We start from the raw sequence: 21,367 nt of genomic DNA on the forward strand, positions 1-21,367 counted from the left end.
TACTGATTAAGAGTCAGTTGCTCTGCCAGTTGAGCTAGTGAGTCAAAAAAATGGCTGGGGCGGCTGGACTCGAACCAACGCATGCGGGAGTCAGAGACCCGTGCCTTACCAACTTGGCGACGCCCCAATGTATGATGCTCGGCTTCTCAGCCGGAACATGATTTATTATAGCAGAAGTTTTAGTATTATGCAAACCTATAGTAAAAAATTTTTATAGAAATTATAGACATTTGGAGTTTCTTTTATTGAATCCTATCTGCCAACCCCGCTAGCCGCAATTGACCAAAATAAATTTCCGGCTGCCCTAAATGACGCTCCGCTACAAAGTCACCATGACAGTCGGAGCCGCCGGTAATCAGCAAATGATATCGATTACACCAGTCTACCGCCTGCCGGGTCACTACCGTATCATGCCCGGGATGAAAACATTCCACGCCGTCAATGGTTTCACCGGCAAAAAAGTCAAGAGTCTCCTCCAAACAGGAACCGTGAAAGCCACTGCCGGGATGAGCCAGAACGGCCTTTCCCCCTGCCTTTTTAATGACTTGTATTACAGTTGACGGAGACGGGAAAGCCGGCCAAACAATATTTCGCTCTGCCGTAAACAGATTGGTAAAAAAGTCATGGATATCCCGACAAAATCCCTTATCAATCAAAAAGCTTAACGATTTCCAGCCTCCCCGAGCCGGTTCATGCTGATAACGGCAGTATTCATCGTAATCAATGAGGAAGCCGTCATCAATCAATTTTTTAATGCTGTCCCGGTCGGTTTCTTCCATGAGAACCGTATTATGCTCCGCCAGTTTTCGCAAAGGCTCGGATAAAGGATCGATTCCATAGCCGAGAATATGAAAGGACTGATCCCGAATCGTTGATGTCAATTCGACTCCCGCTAAAAAGGCTAAGCCAGCCGCGGCTGCAGCCTGCTGTGCTGCAGCCGTGTTGGCAACCGTATCATGATCGGTAACGGAAAATAAATCAATACCTGCCTTCTTAACTTCTTCCGTCAGCTTTTCCGCACTCCAGGTTCCGTCGGAAGCGGTCGTATGAATGTGCAAATCTACTTTACCAATTGGGGTTCGTCTCAAGTTCTCACCTTTTCCTGCTCAAATCAGTAATAACAATGATGGCTGTTTTATTTATAGTTTATAACGATATCCTCCAGCTTGCGTTTTGGCACATGATGCACCCGCTGTTCATCCCGCCAGTATTTAATGTCGCCGTTTGCTTCGATTTCTTCAATAACCACTGATTCTCTCGGCTTGCCTAGCGCCACCACCAGCAGAATTTCATATTTTGGAGGAATATCCAATGCCTCCTGCAACCTTTTCCGCTGTACGCTGGCAACAATGCAGCCGCCAAAGCCTGCTTCCACCGCTCCCAGCAATATGCTTTGCACGGCGATTCCCGAATCAGCGGGAGTCCCGCATTTGAAGTTTTCATCCTGGAGTAGGATGATATAGCCGGCAGGCCGCTCTCCCGGCTCCGGTCCTTTCCAGTCGCTCAAATAACCAGCCCAGGCCAGGGTAGAAAATATCTTCTCGTTTGTTTTCCCGTCACAAGAGATAAAATACCGCAGTGCCTGCTTGTTGGCGCCGCTGGCCGAAAGCCGGGCATTATCTACCAGAGACAGCAAGGTTTCCCGGGAAATTTTTTCCGTTTCATAAAAACGGCGATAGCTTCTGTTTTTGGTAACCAGCTCTTTTAACATCCATCGCTTCCCCCTTTAATCCTATTATTTATACTATTTCTACAAGAATACGGTTACCCCTATTTTTTACGCAATTTTTTTCTGAAATTTCATGATACTGACTGCCAGCGTGGCCAAAATAAAAGCAATCAGCGCCAATACCTGAGTCCAAAGAAAATGAATGCCAATGCCTTTTAACACAATTCCCCGCATAATTTCCAGATAAAAGGTCAACGGTATTACGTCGCCCATAACATAAAACAGAGTTGGCATCGCCTCCCGGGGAAACATGAACCCGGACAGTAAAATACTTGGCAAAAATACAAAGAAGGACAGCTGCATCGCCTGCATCTGAGTCCTGGCTACGGTGGAAATCAAGACTCCTAAAGACAGGGAGGCGACAATAAACAGCGAAGTCAAGCCATACAGCAGCGGCAGGCTGCCGCGAACCGGCAAATCAAATACCAGGATTCCCACCGCCAAAGCCAAAGTCACCTGCATGTAACCAACAAAAATATAGGGAATAATCTTACCCAGCATTAATTCATGGGTCTTTAACGGCGTAACAATCAATTGCTCCAGCGTGCCCCGTTCCCGCTCCCGGACAATGGCCATTGATGTGATCATGACCATTGTCATTGTCAGCACCACTCCAAGAATGCCCGGCACCATGTAAAAAGCGGAGACAAAATCGGAATTGTACCAAGGGCGGATACGAATATCATAAGGCATGGACACGGACTTACCGGTAATGCCCTCCAGTTTTTGAAACAGAATCTCCTGAGATTTTAACTGGCCGATAATCTGCGCCGTACTGATGGCGGAAGACGCCGCCATTGAATCGGAAGCATCGACAATAACCTGAACTGCGGCACTGCGGCCGTGCTTTACATTTTCACTGAAATCCGGCGGAATAATAATCCCCACCTTGGCCTTGCCTGATTCAATGGAATCGTTTACCGCCTGATAACTGCCGGCAACATACTTTATGTCAAAATAGCCGCTGGCTTCAAAAGAAGATAAAAGATCCCGCCCCTCCTGCTGCAGCGACTGGTCAAAAACAATAGTAGGCAAATGCTTGACATCGGTATTGATGGCAAAGCCAAAAACAATCAACTGAACAATCGGCAAAGCGACCATCATGGCGAATGTGAGCCGGTCCCGCTTCATCTGAATGAACTCTTTGACCAGCAAAGCCCATAAACGAATCATAGCACCATCTCCTTGCCGCAGGATTTCACATAGTACACAAACACATCTTCCAGCGAGGGCGTAACTACCTCGTATTTATAAGCAGAAAAGGCAGCTATCCGCTCCGGCTTCGCCAGCACGTGAACATTTGTGCCGTAGGGGTATAGATCCAGATAGTCTCCCTGTCGGCTTGTAAATTCTTCCATGGCGCCAATGGGGTCCGCCGCCGGTATCTCCAGGAGCACGCCGGGAATTGCCTGTTTTAAATTTGCCGGCCGATCATCGGCAATCAGCCGCCCCTCATAGATGAAGCCGATTTTATCGCAATGCTCCGCTTCGTCCATAAAATGGGTAGTCACCATGATCGTCGTCCCCCCTAACGCCAAATCGTAGATGATATCCCAAAATAAGCGCCTGGATTTGGGATCCACCCCGCCGGTCGGTTCATCTAAAAATAGGATCAGCGGCTGGTGAATGATAGAGCATCCCAGCGCCAGACGCTGTTTAAAGCCGCCGGATAAATTGGCTGTCAGTTCCTGTCGCCGTTCCTTCAGGCCGGCCATCTCCAGCATCTGATCAATTCTTTCCCGCTTCGCTCCCCGGGAAAGGCTGTACATCCCGGCGTAAAAATTCAGATTCTCTACCACCGTCAAATCATCATAGAGACTGAATTTCTGGGACATATAGCCGATTTTTGTTTTAATTGCTTCACCCTTCTGCCCTAAATCCAGCCCCAAAATGCTGCCGCCGCCGGAAGTAGGCGCTAAAATACCGCAGAGCATGCGAATGGTGGTGGACTTGCCGGAGCCGTTCGGACCGAGAAAGCCGTAAATGCTGCCGGCTTCAATGGTCAGACTGACATCATTCACCGCAACAAAGCTGCCAAACTTTCGGGTAAGATGAGAAATTTCCACTGCAGCCGTCATTTACTCCACCTCCCCGGCTAACGCGACAAATACATCTTCCAATGTCGGCAAAATAATTTTTAACCCCTGAACCACCGTGCCAGCAGTGGCTAACCGCTGCTGAACTTGTTGAGCCGCTGCCCCTCCATCATCGACAATTAAGTGATATTTCTCGCCAAAAGCATTGATATCGCGAATTGGCAGTCCTTTAAGCTGACGTTTGATATCCTTGCTGACAGCATGAAGTTCCAGTACTTGATACGGATAATCCTGTTTTAATTGCCGGGGCGAATCGCAACAAACAATTGTACCGTTATGCATAAAAGCCACCCGATGGCACAGTTCGGCTTCATCCATATAGGGCGTTGAAACAAAGATAGTCATACCTTCCTTATTGAGGCGGTAAAGCATCTGCCAAAATTCCCGTCTGGACACGGGATCGACTCCGGTAGTCGGTTCATCCAGAAAAAGAAGCTTCGGTCTATGCATCAGTCCGGCGGCCAGAGCCAGCTTCTGCTTCATTCCGCCGGATAAATTGTCAGCCAGCCGATCTTTAAACGGCAGCAGCCGGGTAAAGGACAAAATTTCCGTCGCCTTCTGTTTCACCTGCCGGCTGTCGGCACCGTACAGCGCCCCCATAATCCGGATATTCTCCATAACCGTCAAATCCCCGTATAAGCTGAACCGCTGAGGAACGTAGCCAATATGCCCTTTTACCGCTTCCCGATCCGAGCTGCCTAACACAAGAATCTCGCCGGCAGAGGCATTCATCACTCCGGTAAGCAGACGAATCGTCGTTGTCTTGCCCGCACCGTCGGGCCCTACCAGACCGAAAATCTCACCTTTTTCCACCTGCAATGAGATGGCCTTCACTGCCTTGATGCTGCCGAATTCCTTACTTACGCCGTTCAAGCAAATCATTGCAGCACCACATCAGCCGGCATACCGGGCTTAAGCAGCCCCGCACCGTTGTCAATTTTTACCTTTACGGCAAATACCTGATTGGCCCGTTCCCGCTGAGTAATGCTCTGCCGGGGAGTAAACTCCGCAGTCTGGCTGATTTCTTTGATCACCCCGGAAAATATCCGGTCAGGATAGGAATCCACCTTCACGTCAGCCGCCTGCCCGACTTGGAGCAATCCAATCTGAGGCGACGGCACATAGATTTTTACCCAGCAGTCATTCATATCCCCCACAGTAGCGATAGGGATACCGGGATTTATATATTCATTGTTTTCGAAGTTTTTCGTCAGCACCAGACCGTCCAACGGTGATGGTACAATGGTATCTTCCGCCAGCACCTGACTGGCAGCCACTACCGCCTGGCTGCGCTCTACCTCCAGCCGCTGGGCTTCGATAACCTCCGGCCGGCTGCCTTCCTCCAGCAAGCTCAATTGCTGTTCCGCCGCCACCGTATTATTGTATGCCACTTCCATGGCCGAACGGGCCGCATCCAGCTGCTGAGTGGAAATACCGCCTTCCTGGTAGAGCCGTTGATACCGGGAATAATCAGTCTGGGCTTTTTCCAGCACAGACCGGTTTGCCGTCACATTGGCGGCCTGAGCTTGCCGCTCCTGCTCCCGGGTTCCTTGCTCCAGATCCCGCAGTTGGGATTCGGCTTTGTCCAGGGCCAGCCGATCCCGCAGCAGTTGCGCGTCCAGATCCTTTCGGCTTATGTGGGCAATGATCTGCCCGGCACTGACCGTATCCCCCTGCTGAAGAGTAAACCCGGTCATATAGCCGCCGACCTTGGCCGTAATATCCGCCCGGGTCACTTCGATGGTTCCGGTAGCCGCAATCCCTTTTTCAGCCGGCCGAAACAGCTTGTAGCCGGCCGCTCCGACCAGTAAGCTGAAGACAACGATTCCGGCAATCACCCGCTTGTCAACCATTCGGCTTCACCCCGCTTAAAAAAATTTTCAACGCCTGCTCAATAAAATTTTCTTCCTGGGCTACTGTCGGCGGCAGCATTTTACTGGCCAATGGTTTAATGATGAAGTAAAAATTCATAATTCCGGCCAGAGAAACAGCCATAAAAGCCGGATTCAGTTCCGAACGGAACTGCCCCTGTTCAATGCCCCCCTGAAAAATCCGGCATAAATGGTCATAAAGAACCGGGATAAACTTGCGGATTACCGTATCAAAACAAGCCGTAGGATTGGTCAGCTCGCTGTGCACAAAGGAAAGCAAATAAGGAAACCGGTTGTGAATCCTGCCGATGCACCGGCCATAACACTGAATTCTCTCTTCCGGCGTAAGTTCTTTGGTCCAAACCGCTTCAACAATTTTCAGTGCCTGAAAAAATTGCTGCTCCAGCACCTCTTTATACAAATTTTCCTTGCTGCCGAAATGATAGGAAATCATGGCGCTGTTTACACCGGCTGCTTCCGCCAATTGTCTTATAGATACTGCAGCAAATCCTCGTTTTGCAAACAATGGAGTCGCCGCTTCGATCAACTTCAACCGGGAATCTTTTTCGGTATCTTTTCCCTGTTTCAATTCAATCCCCCTAATCAAATGATTTAATCAATCGATTGATTAAATCATAGCAGATTCTATTGTTATTGTCTACCATCAAATTTTCAATCGTCAACCGTCTGCTTGCCATGCTGAACCCGCCACCAGGACACCGCCCGGATGGCTTCAATGTCCTGCATTCTCTGTACTTCATCCGGCGGCACTTCCCCCGGCTCAACTCCCGGCAGCACTTCAACTGCCGGAGCATCATTTTTCCCGATAAAGCCGGCGGTAATCCAAAATGCATAATTGAAGCCAAAATCATTGCCCCGGGTCAGACTGGGAGCGGTGGAGTAATAGGTAAAGCCTGGCGGCGCAATCAATTCAATGAGTGTCGGCGTAATATTGATCTGACTGCCGGCAACCCGGGGCGGCAGGCTGTGCTTGTCAATACCCCTGCCGTATATAACCAGCGGAATACCGTAGCGGGTATACAAATCCGGATTCGTTTCAATATTCAGCCGGTCGGCATGATCGCCGGTGATTAAAAACAAGCTGTCCGGATACCGCTGCCGCATATTCCTGACAAATCCGCTCATCACTTTGTCGGCATACCAAAAATGTCCCAGCTTTTTGATTAGTTCCTCATCGGACCGCTGTTTTTCCGGCAAGCCGTCCCGAATATTATCGGCGTCAAACCCTTCCTGGGCCAAATCCACAGTAAAAGGAGCATGGTTAGACACGGTTAAAATCACATCGAAGGTTGACTCCTCGTCGGTAAAAGCTGCGGAAATTCGATTGAATAAATATTTATCATCACTGCCCCAGACATTGCCGGCCTCACTGTTAAGATCACTGCGGTCATAGAACTCGTCAAAGCCCTGCGCCAATACAAAATCTTTGACTCTCTCCCAGGAACTGGGTCCGGCATACCAAAACCGGGTTTTATAACCCAGTCTTTTCATCTGAGGTGCCAAAGCCGTAGCATAAGGTTCCTTATAGGATTCCTGCTGGTAGTTGATATACAGATTGACTTCCGGCAAACCGCTGACGATGCCGTTGACTCCGGCAATGGTTGCCATGCCGTTGGGTAAAAAAGCCGGAACATAAACGGCATCTTCCTGGGCAATAATGCTTTTCAGGCCATTGGCAATATTAAGATCCTTGTATTTCGGCAGCAGCGGCCAGTTGGCGTAGCTTTCGCCGATAATCAAAAAAACATGCCGGGGCTTGTCCATGCCGGAGCCCAAAGCTGTCTTGCGAAAGAAGTCATCCACCTGACCGGCGTCGAGCTTTTTCCCGGCAATATAGTTCCCATATTCCCCAAGGCGATCGGTGTCCACTGTCAAACCGTTGGAAGCGGCCAGCCGTTCGTGTAAGATATACGCCCGGTATAACGCCTGGACATCATCCAATATGGCCTCATTCAATAAATCGTCTTTGGTCGCGGCAGAATTTTCCCAGGTAATATCGTAGGCATAGGTTAAACTGCCGCCAAACCAGGCAAAGGTGCCAAATAGAATTAAAACAGCGCACAAGAAAGCACGAAAAGCCAGAGTTTGCCGCCGTTTGGAAAACTGCGGCAATGGCAAAGTCGACGTATTAAGCCAGCGCTGCAGCAATTTAAACAAAATAAAGGATGTCGCCGCTACCCATAGCAACCGAAAAAATAAATTATACTGCTGCACCAAGGTGTAAAATAACGCCCCCACATCATCCCGCAAGGTAGTAAACAGCAGTTGATTAAACGCCATGTGAAACTGCTCGTAATAGGGAATGCGAACATAGAAAAATAACGTCAACAAGGCTATATACGCGCTCCCCAGAGCCAGCCGGATTTTTCTGCCGTAGTTTTTCCCGGTGAGCAAATTGACGCCTGTAGCCAAAACAAATACCAGCAGCGTTACCCCAACCGTGCTTTTCAAACTAATCCGCAGTCCATAATAAAGGGAGAGCAAAATATCTTTTACAGTCGAAGCATCACTTAAATACGAATGCAGCGTAATGATGAAGCCAATGCGAAATAGACAAAATACGCCGAGAATAAATACAAACAGCTTTAAATCCTGCTGAATATCGCGAAAGAAATTTTCCCACCTGGACATTGCCGTTAAACATCCTTTCTCCCAATTGCTTTGCCTTTATCAGCTAAAATCAGCTAAATTACAACAAATATCTTATTACTTTCCCTATAATATTACAATCCTTTATGTTAAAAAAATTTTGCACACAGTAAAAAGCCCGTAAAACTCGGCATCAACCGATGATTTACGGGCTTTCTACTGCATACTTTTTTGCCTTGCTATGGCCTGCTGCCACTTGGCGTCCTGCCGTCTAGGTCATGGGTGAAACATAGTTTACCGGACCTTTCTCTTCCAATTGGGTAATAGATACCTCGACGGTATTCCCCTTTTCCAGATAAGTTACATTGGCAGCATTGCGGCCTTTGTCAACTGTTTCAATCCATACCGGATTATTGCGGTAATGGACTTCAACAGCAGCGGCTGATTTCATGATCTCTTCGGCGCGAGTTGCTTTCATAGGCCGGACTTCAGCTCCTTTTTCCTCTAGTATTTGAAGTACCGCATTTTCTATACGAAGCAGATGATCTTCTATGACCGGCGTTAGAAAAAATATGGCAGCTGCGTTACACGTTCTCGCTGAATTCCCGGATAGCCTTTTGAATCAAGACAGCCAGTTCATCCCAGCCCATATCGGCCGCCTTTTTCTTTAAACGAAACAGCTTTTCCTGCTTTGGCAGCGCATCACTCATCCCCACTTGCTTTTCCACAAACCGTGCTCCCCGCCGGGTTAACAAAACATTTTCAGTGGAAATACTGGCAGGGTGTTCATCATCATCCCCGATTTTAATAGCCACCCCGCTGATAAATCCCCGGGTATACAGGGAATTAACGGCGCTGTTAAAAAACTGCTCCGTCATACCCAGCATACGACCGTTTACAGTTCCCAGATGAGGCACAACCCGGTTTACTTCTGTATACATGGCAAACAGTAACTTCTTCGTTTCCTCCCGCACGTCTCTCACTCCCTGCCTTTTGCTCTTTTTCGCCATAGTCCTTCTCTCTATCCTATGCGCCGGTCTGTCAGCGGTTACAAACGGAGCACTGCACTCTCTAACCGGGTGTCCCGCTTTATCCCTTTGAATGTATACATATTTGCATGGCAGGTATACTAATGTACCTCAGAGAATTACATGTAGCATTATTTTATTTGGGAGGCAATTATGGCAACTGAAAAAAACGACAACCAGGAAATTGTCAAATTTGCGGACTTTAGTCAAATGCGTTCGCGGCTTACGCCGCAAGAAGAAAAATTTGAGATACGGCGCAGAACGATCGGTTTCATTTTGGGGCCATCATTGGCATTAGCGGTATATTTTACACCTTTTGACGGTCTACAATTCGAAGCGCATGTTCTGTTATCCATTATGACACTGGTAGCAGCCTGGTGGATGACCGAGCCGCTGCCCATTCCCGTCACTTCCACACTGGGGCCGGTGCTGGCGGTAATGGCCGGTATTGTATCGCCAAAAGAAGCATTTGCTCCCTTTGCCGATCCTTTGATCTTTTTATTCATGGGCAGCTTTCTCCTGGCCCAGGCTATGATGGTTCACGGCCTGGATAAACGATTTGCTTACAGCATTTTAAGTATGAAGTGGGTCGGTTCCAGCCCAAAACGGATCCTGCTTGCCTTGGGGCTGGTAACTTGCTTTCTGTCCGGCTGGGTGAGTAATACGGCTACAACTGCAATGATGTTTCCTATTGCCATGGGCTTGCTCTATGCAATCAAAGATATGCATGAAGCTGCCGGCAAAAAGATCGACCTGGCAACCTATAAGTATGCTACCGGCATCATGCTGATGGCGGCCTATGCAGCCTCCGTCGGCGGAGTCCTTACCCCTATAGGAACTCCCCCGAATCTTATCGTCGTCGGCCTGCTGGATAAATTAGCCGGCGTAAAAATCAGCTTTTTCCAGTGGATGAGCTGGGGGATTTTTGCTACTGTTTTCTATTTCGGTCTGGTCTATATTGTACTCAACCGTATGTTCCCGGCTGATGTCAGCAACATTGAAGGGGCCGATAAATTCATCAAAGCCAGGCGGGATTCTTTGGGGCCCTGGAAGCAGGGGGAACGGAATGCCATTATCGCTTTTTCAGTGGCGATTATTCTCTGGCTGGCACCGGGAATTATTTCTATTCTATACGGTACCGATGCTCCGCTACTCAAAATATTTGAAAAACATTTTTCTGAGGCTACTGCGGCAATGTTTGCCGGGCTTTTATTATTTATTCTGCCTGTTGATTGGAAAAACCGTAAATTCACCCTCTCCTGGAAAGATGCCAATGAGGGAATTGACTGGGGCACTCTCCTGCTGTTCGGCGGCGGTCTTTCCTTAGGCGTACTGATGTATAAAACCGGATTATCCCTGTACATCGGCAATGTAATTGTCGCCGCTACCGGGGCGAATTCCCTGGTAGTTATGGTTGCGGTATTCGCCATTCTCGCTTTGGTCATGTCGGAATTAACGTCCCATACTGCGGCCACCAACATGCTGGCGCCATTAGGAATCACCACCGCCTTATCGGCCGGCATCGATCCGGTGCCGGTTGCCGTGGCAGTAGCTTTATCATCCTCTCTAGGATTTATGCTGCCCGTCTCCACTCCGCCAAATGCCATTGTTTACGGCAGCGGCCTCATCCCCATTACCAAAATGATCCGGACCGGTGTGATTATTGACGTCATTGGCATCCTGGCTTTCACCATTCCACTCGTTATCTTTATCGTAAGATGGCTGATTTAATAATCTAAATTAAGCAAAATGCCTGCCGGTATATAATCGGCAGGCATTTTGCTTAATTTAGTTTCGTCTTGGTTTTCTTCCATTCCAAATATTCGTCATATGTCATCCGCTGATCGACGATCCCTTCCTGAGTGATCTCAATAATCCGATTGGCGATGGTTTGAACGAATTGATGGTCATGGGAAACAACCAGTATGGTGCCAGCAAAATCAATCAGTCCTTTGTTCAGTGCGGTAATAGACTCTAAATCCAGATGGTTGGTCGGCTCATCAAACAACAGCACATTCGCTCCGCTTAACATCATTTTCGCCAGCATGCAGCGGACTTTTTCACCGCCGGACAGCACGTTGGCCGACTTTTGGCTTTCTTCCCCGGAAAACAGCATCCTCCCCAGGAAGCCCCGGACAAAAGTCTCATCCGGATCCCGGGAAAACTGCCTGAGCCAGTCTACCAAATTCAGTTTGGACTCGAAGTAGGCGGCATTGTCCTTGGGAAAGTAAGCCTGGGAAGTCGTGACACCCCATTTGAATTCCCCTTCATCGGCTTTCATCTCGCCCATTAAAATTTTGAACAGCGTTGTTTTCGCCAAGCCGTCCGGGCCGACAAAAGCAATTTTATCGCCTCTGCTCACCAGAAAGCTGACGTCATGTAAAACTCTTTCGCCGTCAATGGTCTTACTGAGATTTTCCACCGTCAGCAGCTGGTCCCCTGCTTCCCGGTCTGATTTGAACGCAATATAAGGATATTTGCGGGAAGATGGCCGGATATCTTCCAAAGTCAGCTTTTCCAGCTGTTTTTTCCGGGAAGTAGCCTGCTTGGATTTTGAGGCGTTGGCGCTGAACCGCTGAATGAAAGTCTGCAAATCCTTCATTTTTTCTTCTGTCTTTTTGTTGGCTTCCTTGGCCAGCTGCAGCGCCAGTTCACTGGATTCCTGCCAGAAATCGTAGTTGCCGACATACATTTGAATATTGCCGAAATCAATATCGGCAATATGGGTGCAGACCTGATTTAAAAAATGCCGGTCATGAGAAACTACAATCACCGTATTCGTAAAGTTGTACAAAAACTCTTCCAGCCAGGCAATGGAATCCACATCCAGATGGTTGGTCGGTTCGTCCAGCAGCAGAATATCCGGACTGCCGAACAACGCCTGCGCCAGCAGCACCCGGACTTTCTCATTGCCGCTCAAATCCTTCATCAACTTGCCGTGAAGTTCCTCGCCAATGCCTAAGCCGTTTAGTAGCCGGGCTGCCTCTGTCTCAGCCTCCCAGCCGTTAAGCTCGGCGAATTCTCCTTCCAGTTCGCCTGCTTTAAGACCGTCCGCATCGGAAAAATCCGGCTTAGCATAGAGGGCGTCTTTTTCTTCCATAATGGCATATAGCCGGGAATGACCCATAATAACGGTTTTCAGCACCGCAAACTCGTCATATTCATAATGATTCTGCTTCAATACCGCCAGACGGTCGCCGGGAGTAATCATCACTTCACCGGCGCTGGGTTCCACTTCGCCGGCTAAAATTTTTAAAAAAGTGGATTTTCCGGTACCGTTGGCGCCAATCAAGCCATAACAATTCCCCGGTGTAAATTTTATATTGACATCCTCGAACAGCGCCCGTTTGCCGAACCGCAGCGTCAAACCGCTGGTACTTATCATTCTAACATCAGCCTTTCTGTCATTCATAACTATCGAACGCAATAAGCCGTCCTCTCGACGGCCTATTGCGTTCGATATTGCTTTACAATATCACATTTTTCCCGGCACGTCAATGCTGCGGGAGATTATGACTATTCCAAAATTCCCGCTGTGCGGATTGCTTCCCAAAAAGGTTTGCCGTTTTTACGGGGAAGGGTCAAATCACTGACAATAACCCGCATAACAGCAACCGGCTCGATTCCTCCCGCTGAGGGTTCCCCATAGCCTGACAAGGCGTGAAGAATATAGAACTTTCCCCCTTCTTCCCCGATATATAGCATCACGTGCCCGTTCATATACAGCGGATATCCCGGAAGCAGCTTGCTTAAAGTCTGCTGCGGCATTACACCGTCCCGGCTGAACCGGATATTCCGGGAAAAAGAATTTTCCTGCTCATCGGCATTACGGGCCAGTTTAAAGCCGAAAGTCCGGTAAACGTCCAAAATCAAGCTGGAACAATCAACGCCTTCAGCCAAGCCGCCCCAGCCGTAACGCTGTCCGTATAATTTAAAAGCCTGCCGGAGAATATTGGCCCGGGTATAAGCCAGGCAGCCGGGAACTACATCGGCATCGGCAGCTAGAACTGCCGTCCGGAATTCCAGCCCGCCGGCAGCGTTTCGCACCGGCAGTTTCACTTGGTAATCCCGGCCGGCTGCCGTCCTGGCAGCTAAAGGCAGCCTGGCCCCCATTTCGAATACCGGATTCACGGCAGATCCATCGGCACCAACCAGGGACAGCCGCAGCTTATTTCCCGTTACTGTCAAAAAGTCTGATTCATCCATATAATCCAGCCATACCTCCCGATCGGGAGCAGCAGCAACCTGACTGGCCATCACCCAACCGCGGTAGTTATACGCTTGGATGAAATACCAGTTGTTGTCATCACTTTGCCATAATATGACTACCGGTTCAGCCGGATCAAGAATTGTTTCCTGAAACAAATCAAAATCCCGGTCTCCCGGACTATCAAAAACACCATCAGCAGTGGGAAAAGTGCGAATACTGGTGCGGTTCACCGTGAAGCCGTAACGGACAGCATTGTTCTCCTGTATTGCCGCCAGATTCAGTTTTGCGGTAAGACGATTGCAGTAGTCGGCAGTAACCGGCGCATCATTCCGGTACATCGTTTCCTGAGGAATCCGGCTGCTCTGGAGATAGCCCGTCAGTACCTGTTTACTGATGGCAGCCGGATATTGATGCAAATCAAACAAAGTGTCCGGCAATGCCTGAATAAACTGCCGGTTAAATTGCCTGATCCCGGCCTGGTCCAGCAGTTGCCGGTCAGGCTGATTCAGCTTGTCAGCCCAAAAATCCGCCCTCGTCATATCGGCGGTAACATTCGGTATGCCAACTGAAGCAGCAGACCCGGCAATCGGCAAAGCAGCCAAAAACATGCCGCACAATAATGCCCTCCGCCAATAGTGCCAATTCCATCGACTCATATTTTCTTCCTTTCTTACCTCAGAGCACTCTTGACCCATTCTCCTTTGACTGCTCCAAACAATGAATTTATTCTCTGTTGTTATTACACATGCTTTATCTGCTTTTATTTTACCTCTATAAAAGCATCATTTAAAGTGTTAGAATATTATGTGATAATGATCGATTGTAAAATATTCCCCCAGGAGGCTCCCTATGATTGATTTTTTTACTAAATGGAATGCCCGTTTAGGCAAAAACATGTTCCTCATTGTCCTCTCCGCCCTGTTTTTAGGCTTTTGCTACGGAATTCCTGATTCCCATCTTTTACGGAAAATCGTAATCGTCTTATTTGCCTATATGACATTCACGACAGCATTAGGCACCAGTCTGAAGCAATTTATCCAGGTATTGCGGCATCCCTGGATTCCTTTGTGGGTGCTAGCCCTGGTTCATATTGCAGCTCCGTTCATCGCCTGGATAGTCGGTATGATCTTTTACCCGGACGACCCCTATATCCGGCTGGGGTATCTAATCGGAGCGTCGATCCCCATCGGTGTAACCTCCATCATTTGGACTTCACTGTTGGATGGCAACATGGCCCTCTCTCTCGTTGCCGTAACGCTGGATACTTTTCTCGTTCCGCTGGTGCTACCGCTGTTTTTTCATATCGTTGCCGGACAGAATGTCGCGATCGACTACCTGCAAATGCTGAAAGGGCTCATGCTGATGGTAACCATTCCCAGCGTCATTGGAATGCTGCTCCACGATTGGACCGGCGGAAAGGTAAATGCCTTTGCCAACAGCATCGGCGGCGCTACTTCCAAGTTGGCAATGTTCCTGGTTATCTTTATTAATGCTGCAATCGTTATGCCGCATATTCACTGGGATCTGACCATTGTCAAAACTATATTGGTTACCCTGCTAATCGTCACAACCGGCTTTTGTGTCGGTTATGCCGGCTCCTTTGTCCTAAAAAAGCGCCCCAAAGATGTTGTTGTTGCCATGATTTATAATGTAGGTATTCGCAACAACGCCTGCGGCCTGGTCATAGCCCTGAGTTACTTCCCCCAAAAAGTTGCTATTCCTATGACACTGTCCATCTTGTTTCAGCAGCCGTTGGCGACGATTATATTCCGGATCTTTAAACGGGTTGAAAAACAGTAGCAAGCTCCCGACACCTTGCTTACGGCCGATCGGCTGCCGCATACCGAATCAAACTGCGATATTTTTTTTGGTATTTAGTCGGATCTCTGACTATCTGCTCCAGCAATTCCAAAAAGCGATCCACTTCCCGGTAGTTATTGTATAAACCGAGACTCATCCTTACCATCCCCGGCAGCAGGGAATCAAGATGCTGGCGGCAGTACTCCACCTCTGCCGCAGTCAGCTTGAGCAATTTTTGCGCATAGGGATGCGCACAAAACAGCCCGCTGCGCACGGCGATTCCCCCTTCGCCGGAAAGTATCGCCGCAACGGCCTTGTGATGTATTCCTTCTATATTGAAGGACAACAGACTGACCCGCTCATCCCCCGGTTCACCGCAGCCATACAAGGTAAGGGCGGAAATTCGCTTTAGACCTGCCAGCGCATAACAAATTAAATTTTCCTCATATTGATGAATCGCTTTCATGCCAATATTCTGCAAAGTTTGAATGGCTGTTATCAGCGCTGCCACTCCCATAACGTTGGGCGTTCCCGCTTCGTGCCGCGCCGGCGGATCAGCCCACTCCACAAATTGGCGGGATACCAGCTTGACATCTCCGCCGCCTTGATAGACAGGAACTGCCTGTTCAAAAGTCGCCTGCGGCCCAATGAGGACGCCCACACCGAAGGGCGCATACATTTTATGAGCCGAAAATACCAAATAATCAATATGTTCCGGCGAATCATGAGGCCTCATATCAACCGGACAGTGAGGCACTAATTGAGCGCCGTCCACCAGCAGTTTCGCCCCATGACGATGGACCAGCCTGGCAATTGGGTCAATCGGATTGAGAATCCCCGATACGTTAGAGGCTCCCGTTACCGTCACCAGCTTTACCTTTCCCTGGTAGTGCTGCAGCTTTTTCGCTAAATCCGCCAGCGACAACTTGCCGGCTTCATTTATACTCACATAGTCCACCGCAAATTTATCCCGCCACGGCAGATCGTTAGCCAAATGCTCCATATCGGTTGCTAAAATGATTTGCTTTTCATCGGCGTCAAACAAAATATATGACAACATATTGATGGATTCCGTAGTATTTTTCGTATAGATAATAACGTCCCGGGACAAATCTGCCTTAACAAACCCGGCAATCACCTTCCGGCCTTCTTCATAGAGTTCAGATGACAGCACCGACTTATATCCCTTGCCGCGGTGAATGGATGAATACCATGGCGCAAACCGGTTGATTTCCCGCATAACCGCACAAAAAGGCGGCGTAGTTGCCGCATTATCAAAATTAATAGTTGTCACATATTCGCCGTTGGCCAAGGGTATTTGTGTATTGGCGCCGACAACCGTATTGCGTAAATGAAAACCCAGTTCCAAATTATCCATACCGATCCCCCCTGCCCACCTTAAAGCAGGCCATCAACAAATCTTCCCCTATAGTATATTAGGAGAAGCTATAAAATGTGACAAAAACAACGAGGAGAAACTGTCATGAAACAAAGGCTCAAGGATTTTTGCGCCTCCATCCAAATCGACTGCGCAGGGATTGCCCCGGCAGGTCCTTATTGGGATCTGGCGAAAAAGCTGGAAAAGCAAAAAAAGCTCGGCCATTACAGTGAATTTGCCGAGCAAAATCTACTAAAGCGAATCGATCCCCGCCAGACAATGCCGGACGTGCAATCCATTATTGTCTGCTTATTTCCTTATTATATCGGCGAAAAAACAGGAGCAAATCTAGCAAAATATTGCTATGCTTTAGATTACCATATCCTTGTCAGAAAAAAGCTGGAACAAATTGGCTGCTATCTGCAGAAAAAAATTGTGAATTTTTCTTATCGGGCCTATACTGATACCGGCCCCTTAGCAGACCGCTATCTGGCATACCTGGCCGGATTGGGATTTTATGGCATCAACAGCCAGCTCATCCATCAAACCTATGGTTCTTATGTCTGTATCGGGTACATGTTAACCAACTATCCCTTTGAACCGGATAAACCTTTAACGCTTACCTGCAGCCAATGCGGCCGCTGCATCCGCTCTTGTCCCGGCAAAGCCATTCTCGGCGATTTCTCCATTGTGCCCCACCGCTGCCGTTCCTATCTGACGCAGAAAAAAGGCGGCTTAACGGAAAATGAGAAGAGCATTATCCGGACATCCGGCCTTATTTTCGGCTGCGATGTCTGCCAGAATGTCTGCCCCCATAACCAAAATATTTCCTGCACCCCCATAACCGAATTTCAGAAATTTCTTCTGCCCCGTATCGATTGTCAAAGCCTGCCCGCCCTGTCCAACAAAGAATTTAACCGCCGTTATGGCAATCGCGCCTTTAGTTGGCGGGGGAAAAAACCGTTAGTAAGGAACTTTTCTTGTTTAGATTAATTCTTTGTGAACTTTTTTTATTTTTTTACAGCTTACCCCTTGCATTTTTCAGTAAAATTTTATATACTTTACTTGCGGATAAAAATTATCAATTAGAAATAATTATTGGGAGGAATTTTAAATGAAAAAATTTGTTTGTACCATTTGTGGTTATGTTTACGAAGGAGATGCTGCCCCGGCAGCCTGCCCTCAGTGCGGCGCTCCGGCAGCAAAATTTGAGGAGCAGTCTGCCGGTGAAGTACAGTGGCCGGATCAGCATCGCATTGGTGTCGCTGCCGGCGTTGACGCTGAAATTCTAGAAGGCTTAAAACTAAATTTCACCGGGGAATGCACTGAAGTCGGCATGTATTTAGCCATGAGCCGTCAGGCCGACAGAGAAGGGTTCCCGGAAGCAGCGGAAGCTTATAAAAGAATTGCCTGGGAAGAAGCCGAGCATGCCGCCAAATTTGCTGAACTATTAGGTGAAGTCGTGACTCCTTCCACCAAAAAGAATCTGGAAATGCGGGTAGAAGCTGAGTACGGTGCCTGCAAAGGTAAGCTGGCAATCGCCAAACGGGCCAAAGAACTAGGCCTGGATGCCATTCACGATACCGTACATGAAATGTGTAAAGACGAAGCCCGCCACGGCTCCGCGTTCAAGGGTCTGCTGGAAAGATATTTCAATAAATAATAAAAGGGCTAAAAGGAACCTATCGCCGTTATAATTGGGCGATAGGTTCCTTTTTTTGGCTCATAGCTCATAGCTCATAGCTCATAGCAAAAGTTTATTTTGCCAGGTATCCTTTTTCAATCGCGCTTTCAATCATTTCCTGTACCAGATCGCCCAGCTCCGTTGATATCTCCCTGGTGCGCTTGTTTCTTTCATAAACCTTGCTGCTGGTAATGCCATGCTGTTTCCAAGCTTTTCCGGCGGTAAGCTGGTGCAGCAGCAGCGGCTGCAGCCGGTCAAGGGCAGCGGCGAAACAGGCTTCCGCCGTCTGCTGCCGCTCAAACTCTTCCCAGAGGCCGTTATATTCCGCAGCCTGATCTTCCGGCAGCAGCCGGAACAGGCGCTTCGCCGCCCGCTGCTCCCGTTCCGCCTTGTCCAGCCCGGCCCTCTCGTCAAAACAGTAGGTATCACCTGCGTCAATTTCCACGATATCATGGATCAAAACCATCTTCAGGACCTGCAGAATATTCACGGACCGGTCCTTGACATATTCGCCCAGCAGTATAGCCATCATCGCCATGTGCCAGGAATGTTCCGCATCCGTTTCATTCCGCTGGCCGCCGGTAATAAAATTCTGCCGGTAGATCTGTTTCAGCTTGTCGATCTCAGCCAAAAAATTCATCTGTTTGGTTAACCGTTCACTGCTCATTTCGTGCTGTCCCCCCCAATTTGAAATTGCCTGACGCCAATCTTCCAGATTATAAAATAAATTATTGCCGATTGCAGCAAAAAATTCCATTGTTTTATTTTACTGCATTTCTCAATATATTTACAGGCCTAAGGCTCTTTCAGACTGAATTTTTGATTGTCATAAACCTTTATTGGAGTTAAACTGGAAGAAAGAAATTCCCTGTCTAATAATCTGAACTATTATGGGAGGATGTATCATGCGCAAAATGACCAAAATTGAAATCATTACCCGGCCCAACAAACTGGAGGAATTGAAAGAAGCTTTAAACGATATCGGGGTTACCGGCATGACTGTCAGTCAGGTGTACGGCTGCGGCCTGACAAAAGGCCATACGGAAATATACCGGGGCAGAGAGTACACTATTAACCTGCTGCCAAAAATAAAAGTGGAAACCGTCGTTTGCGAAATTCCGGTGGAGAAGGTACTGGCAACAGCCAAAACAGTTCTTCGGACCGGTCAGTTAGGGGATGGAAAAATTTTTGTCTATCCCATTGAAAATGCAATCCGCATTCGCACCGGTGAGGAAGGCGATATCGCCATTATGGATCCGGCGGAAATAAAGTAAGTATCCTGCATTTTGTATACATATTAAAAATACTGGTATTTTATGATTCTTCATGCTATAATACGAAAATATAAATTTGCTTTATAAAAAAGAAAATGTTTTTGTGGCAATGAAGCCAATTGAATAAGTTAGCGTGTGTTTTGGCGCTGACTTTATTTAGTTGGCTTTATTTTTTGTTTCTCTGCCAAATACAACGCACAATGGGAGGTATACTCATGGAAATCACAATCAGCGCACTGGCTGCCGGACTGAATACTATCTGGGTCCTGCTGTGTGCCGCACTGGTATTTTTAATGGAAGCGGGCTTTGCGGCTCTGGAAGCAGGCTTCATTCACAGCCGCAATTCCTTAAACATCATTATGAAAGTGCTGATGGATTGTACGGTTGGCATGCTGGGCTATTTTATCTGCGGCTTTGCGCTGATGTACGGCATGGATAAAGCAGGTATCATTGGAATGTCCGGGTTCCTGGTCCAAGGGGATTTCACTTACCTGGGACTTAAAATACCTGTCTATGCCTTTTGGCTGTTTCAAGCCGCCTTTGCCATCGCCATGGCGACCATTGTATCCGGCGCCGTCGCCGAACGCATGAAATTTGCCCCTTACATTGTTTTTTCTTTATTGGCTACCGTAATCATTTACCCGCTGGCCGGCCACTGGGTCTGGAGCAGCGACGGCTGGTTGAATAAGCTGGGCATGCTGGATTTCGCCGGTTCGGCGGCAGTACATTCCCTGGGGGGGTGGTCCGCTCTGGCAGCTGTATTGGTGCTGGGACCTCGTACCGGTAAATTCAATAAAAACGGCTCGGTCAACGTTATGCCCGGTCATAATTTACCGTTAGCCGCCCTAGGTGCATTTATTCTCTGGTTTGGCTGGTTCGGATTTAATCCGGGCAGTACCTTGTCCGGTCTGGATTTGAACATTGCCCGGATTGCCGTAAATACCAACTTATCGGCAGCTGCCGGGGGAACGGCTGCCGCACTGTTTACTTTGTTTCGCTATGGCAAGGCCGATCCCAGCATGGGCATCAACGGCGCTTTAGGCGGCCTTGTAGCCATAACCGCCGGCTGCGCTTATGTGGAACCAGTCAGTTCACTTTTCATCGGAATCATTGCCGGTATATTGGTAGTGCTGGCCGTACCGCTGTTTGATCTTTTCCATGCCGACGACCCGGTGGGAGCCATTGCCGTACACGGTGTCTGCGGTACTTTCGGCACAGTTGCGGTCGGTATTTTCGCCGAAAAAGGCGGCCTGCTGTACGGCGGCGGCTTCCAGCTGCTGGCCATCCAGACCTTTGGCGTTATCATCGTTTCTTTATGGGGCTTCGCTGCAACCTATGCCCTGTTCCGTGCCTTAAAGGCTATCGTCGGCATTCGAGTATCAATAGAAGATGAAAATGAAGGTCTGGACTTCAGCGAACATGGCGTAGCCGCCTATAATGATCTGGAGTATTCCCCCTTTGGCACACTGCAAAATCTGAGTCCAAAGGAAGCATCCCTGCCGCTGGCCAAAGAAGCTGTGCGAACGAACTAAAAAAAAGCCGCCGGCGCTAGGGAATCAGCTCTAAAGTCATCTGCTGAACATAATGTCCTACAATATTTGATATAAATATCGTAGGATCTTTTTTTGCAAAACTGTTTCCCGCTCCCCCTTCCTATGCGCCGCTATTGTGATTTAAAACAGAAACA

The 21,367-nt window shown here is 48.4% G+C and carries 20 protein-coding genes and 1 tRNA gene; 6 read left to right on the plus strand and 15 right to left on the minus strand.

Annotated features, from left to right (window positions below; all coding sequences use genetic code 11):
* Positions 1-51: 51 nt before the first annotated feature.
* The 11 genes from ABFC84_09790 to ABFC84_09840 form a co-directional block, all read right to left on the minus strand.
* A tRNA-Gln gene (locus ABFC84_09790) sits at positions 52-127 on the minus strand.
* A 115-nt stretch (positions 128-242) separates the two neighbouring features.
* Positions 243-1,088 (minus strand): PHP domain-containing protein, encoded by an 846-nt coding sequence (locus tag ABFC84_09795; GenBank protein MEN6413028.1) that lies wholly within the window; start codon positions 1,086-1,088, stop codon positions 243-245.
* 47 nt (positions 1,089-1,135) lie between these two features.
* Complete coding sequence (locus tag ABFC84_09800; GenBank protein ID MEN6413029.1) at positions 1,136-1,711, minus strand: nitroreductase family protein; 576 nt, start codon at positions 1,709-1,711, stop codon at positions 1,136-1,138.
* Between the two features lie 66 nt (positions 1,712-1,777).
* The gene (locus ABFC84_09805) at positions 1,778-2,902 is read right to left on the minus strand and encodes an ABC transporter permease (GenBank protein MEN6413030.1); all 1,125 of its coding nucleotides are present in this window, start codon (positions 2,900-2,902) and stop codon (positions 1,778-1,780) included.
* Positions 2,899-3,807, minus strand: coding sequence for an ABC transporter ATP-binding protein (locus tag ABFC84_09810; protein ID MEN6413031.1), 909 nt, complete (start codon positions 3,805-3,807; stop codon positions 2,899-2,901). Before ABFC84_09810 ends, ABFC84_09805 begins: the two co-directional genes overlap by 4 nt.
* The gene (locus tag ABFC84_09815; GenBank protein ID MEN6413032.1) at positions 3,808-4,707 is read right to left on the minus strand and encodes an ABC transporter ATP-binding protein; all 900 of its coding nucleotides are present in this window, start codon (positions 4,705-4,707) and stop codon (positions 3,808-3,810) included.
* On the minus strand, positions 4,704-5,678 hold the full coding sequence (locus ABFC84_09820; GenBank protein MEN6413033.1) for an efflux RND transporter periplasmic adaptor subunit: 975 nt from the start codon (positions 5,676-5,678) through the stop codon (positions 4,704-4,706). Before ABFC84_09820 ends, ABFC84_09815 begins: the two co-directional genes overlap by 4 nt.
* The gene (locus ABFC84_09825; GenBank protein ID MEN6413034.1) at positions 5,671-6,285 is read right to left on the minus strand and encodes a TetR/AcrR family transcriptional regulator; all 615 of its coding nucleotides are present in this window, start codon (positions 6,283-6,285) and stop codon (positions 5,671-5,673) included. The genes ABFC84_09820 and ABFC84_09825 overlap by 8 nt, the downstream gene beginning before the upstream one ends.
* An 83-nt stretch (positions 6,286-6,368) precedes the next feature.
* A complete protein-coding gene (locus tag ABFC84_09830; protein ID MEN6413035.1) occupies positions 6,369-8,348 on the minus strand; it encodes a sulfatase-like hydrolase/transferase in 1,980 nt (659 codons plus the stop codon).
* A 229-nt stretch (positions 8,349-8,577) separates the two neighbouring features.
* The gene (locus ABFC84_09835) at positions 8,578-8,784 is read right to left on the minus strand and encodes an H-type small acid-soluble spore protein (GenBank protein ID MEN6413036.1); all 207 of its coding nucleotides are present in this window, start codon (positions 8,782-8,784) and stop codon (positions 8,578-8,580) included.
* Between the two features lie 106 nt (positions 8,785-8,890).
* Positions 8,891-9,316 (minus strand): hypothetical protein, encoded by a 426-nt coding sequence (locus ABFC84_09840; protein ID MEN6413037.1) that lies wholly within the window; start codon positions 9,314-9,316, stop codon positions 8,891-8,893.
* A 171-nt stretch (positions 9,317-9,487) separates the two neighbouring features.
* On the opposite strand from ABFC84_09840, the gene ABFC84_09845 reads away from it, so the two are divergent.
* Positions 9,488-11,065, plus strand: coding sequence for a DASS family sodium-coupled anion symporter (locus ABFC84_09845; protein ID MEN6413038.1), 1,578 nt, complete (start codon positions 9,488-9,490; stop codon positions 11,063-11,065).
* Between the two features lie 52 nt (positions 11,066-11,117).
* On the opposite strand, the gene ABFC84_09850 is transcribed toward ABFC84_09845, so the two are convergent.
* Positions 11,118-12,746: an ATP-binding cassette domain-containing protein gene (locus ABFC84_09850; protein ID MEN6413039.1), complete on the minus strand. Its 1,629-nt coding sequence runs from the start codon at positions 12,744-12,746 to the stop codon at positions 11,118-11,120.
* 104 nt (positions 12,747-12,850) lie between these two features.
* Positions 12,851-14,200 (minus strand): SH3 domain-containing protein, encoded by a 1,350-nt coding sequence (locus ABFC84_09855; GenBank protein MEN6413040.1) that lies wholly within the window; start codon positions 14,198-14,200, stop codon positions 12,851-12,853.
* 193 nt (positions 14,201-14,393) lie between these two features.
* On the opposite strand from ABFC84_09855, the gene ABFC84_09860 reads away from it, so the two are divergent.
* Positions 14,394-15,344, plus strand: coding sequence for a bile acid:sodium symporter (locus tag ABFC84_09860; GenBank protein MEN6413041.1), 951 nt, complete (start codon positions 14,394-14,396; stop codon positions 15,342-15,344).
* Positions 15,345-15,363: 19 nt separating this feature from the next.
* Here ABFC84_09860 and ABFC84_09865 read toward each other — a convergent pair whose 3' ends face one another.
* Positions 15,364-16,722, minus strand: a complete 1,359-nt coding sequence (locus tag ABFC84_09865; GenBank protein MEN6413042.1) for an aminotransferase class V-fold PLP-dependent enzyme — start codon at positions 16,720-16,722, stop codon at positions 15,364-15,366.
* 105 nt (positions 16,723-16,827) lie between these two features.
* Between ABFC84_09865 and queG the strand changes: the two genes are divergently transcribed.
* Positions 16,828-17,715, plus strand: a complete 888-nt coding sequence (queG, locus tag ABFC84_09870; GenBank protein ID MEN6413043.1) for a tRNA epoxyqueuosine(34) reductase QueG — start codon at positions 16,828-16,830, stop codon at positions 17,713-17,715.
* Between the two features lie 121 nt (positions 17,716-17,836).
* On the plus strand, positions 17,837-18,385 hold the full coding sequence (locus ABFC84_09875; protein ID MEN6413044.1) for a ferritin family protein: 549 nt from the start codon (positions 17,837-17,839) through the stop codon (positions 18,383-18,385).
* 94 nt (positions 18,386-18,479) lie between these two features.
* On the opposite strand, the gene ABFC84_09880 is transcribed toward ABFC84_09875, so the two are convergent.
* Complete coding sequence (locus tag ABFC84_09880; GenBank protein MEN6413045.1) at positions 18,480-19,163, minus strand: HD domain-containing protein; 684 nt, start codon at positions 19,161-19,163, stop codon at positions 18,480-18,482.
* 157 nt (positions 19,164-19,320) lie between these two features.
* Here ABFC84_09880 and ABFC84_09885 point away from each other — a divergent pair, with 157 nt between their 5' ends.
* Both ABFC84_09885 and ABFC84_09890 read left to right on the plus strand, forming a co-directional pair.
* Positions 19,321-19,680: a P-II family nitrogen regulator gene (locus ABFC84_09885; GenBank protein MEN6413046.1), complete on the plus strand. Its 360-nt coding sequence runs from the start codon at positions 19,321-19,323 to the stop codon at positions 19,678-19,680.
* 215 nt (positions 19,681-19,895) lie between these two features.
* Positions 19,896-21,212: an ammonium transporter gene (locus tag ABFC84_09890; protein ID MEN6413047.1), complete on the plus strand. Its 1,317-nt coding sequence runs from the start codon at positions 19,896-19,898 to the stop codon at positions 21,210-21,212.
* Positions 21,213-21,367 lie beyond the last annotated feature (155 nt).

It is taken from the genome of Veillonellales bacterium (assembly GCA_039680175.1).
GTDB lineage: Bacteria > Bacillota > Negativicutes > JAAYSF01 > JAAYSF01 > JBDKTO01.

What these genes read in the sequence shown, in the direction of transcription:
- ABFC84_09800 (MEN6413029.1), bottom strand. Translation starts at nt 1,711, where the DNA reads ATGTTAAAAGAGCTGGTTACCAAAAACAGAAGCTATCGCCGTTTTTAT.
- ABFC84_09805 (MEN6413030.1), bottom strand. Translation starts at nt 2,902, where the DNA reads ATGATTCGTTTATGGGCTTTGCTGGTCAAAGAGTTCATTCAGATGAAG.
- ABFC84_09810 (MEN6413031.1), bottom strand. Translation starts at nt 3,807, where the DNA reads ATGACGGCTGCAGTGGAAATTTCTCATCTTACCCGAAAGTTTGGCAGC.
- ABFC84_09815 (MEN6413032.1), bottom strand. Translation starts at nt 4,707, where the DNA reads ATGATTTGCTTGAACGGCGTAAGTAAGGAATTCGGCAGCATCAAGGCA.
- ABFC84_09820 (MEN6413033.1), bottom strand. Translation starts at nt 5,678, where the DNA reads ATGGTTGACAAGCGGGTGATTGCCGGAATCGTTGTCTTCAGCTTACTG.
- ABFC84_09830 (MEN6413035.1), bottom strand. Translation starts at nt 8,348, where the DNA reads ATGTCCAGGTGGGAAAATTTCTTTCGCGATATTCAGCAGGATTTAAAG.
- ABFC84_09835 (MEN6413036.1), bottom strand. Translation starts at nt 8,784, where the DNA reads ATGAAAGCAACTCGCGCCGAAGAGATCATGAAATCAGCCGCTGCTGTT.
- ABFC84_09840 (MEN6413037.1), bottom strand. Translation starts at nt 9,316, where the DNA reads ATGGCGAAAAAGAGCAAAAGGCAGGGAGTGAGAGACGTGCGGGAGGAA.
- ABFC84_09845 (MEN6413038.1), top strand. Translation starts at nt 9,488, where the DNA reads ATGGCAACTGAAAAAAACGACAACCAGGAAATTGTCAAATTTGCGGAC.
- ABFC84_09850 (MEN6413039.1), bottom strand. Translation starts at nt 12,746, where the DNA reads ATGAATGACAGAAAGGCTGATGTTAGAATGATAAGTACCAGCGGTTTG.
- ABFC84_09855 (MEN6413040.1), bottom strand. Translation starts at nt 14,200, where the DNA reads ATGAGTCGATGGAATTGGCACTATTGGCGGAGGGCATTATTGTGCGGC.
- ABFC84_09860 (MEN6413041.1), top strand. Translation starts at nt 14,394, where the DNA reads ATGATTGATTTTTTTACTAAATGGAATGCCCGTTTAGGCAAAAACATG.
- ABFC84_09865 (MEN6413042.1), bottom strand. Translation starts at nt 16,722, where the DNA reads ATGGATAATTTGGAACTGGGTTTTCATTTACGCAATACGGTTGTCGGC.
- queG (MEN6413043.1), top strand. Translation starts at nt 16,828, where the DNA reads ATGAAACAAAGGCTCAAGGATTTTTGCGCCTCCATCCAAATCGACTGC.
- ABFC84_09875 (MEN6413044.1), top strand. Translation starts at nt 17,837, where the DNA reads ATGAAAAAATTTGTTTGTACCATTTGTGGTTATGTTTACGAAGGAGAT.
- ABFC84_09880 (MEN6413045.1), bottom strand. Translation starts at nt 19,163, where the DNA reads ATGGAATTTTTTGCTGCAATCGGCAATAATTTATTTTATAATCTGGAA.
- ABFC84_09885 (MEN6413046.1), top strand. Translation starts at nt 19,321, where the DNA reads ATGACCAAAATTGAAATCATTACCCGGCCCAACAAACTGGAGGAATTG.
- ABFC84_09890 (MEN6413047.1), top strand. Translation starts at nt 19,896, where the DNA reads ATGGAAATCACAATCAGCGCACTGGCTGCCGGACTGAATACTATCTGG.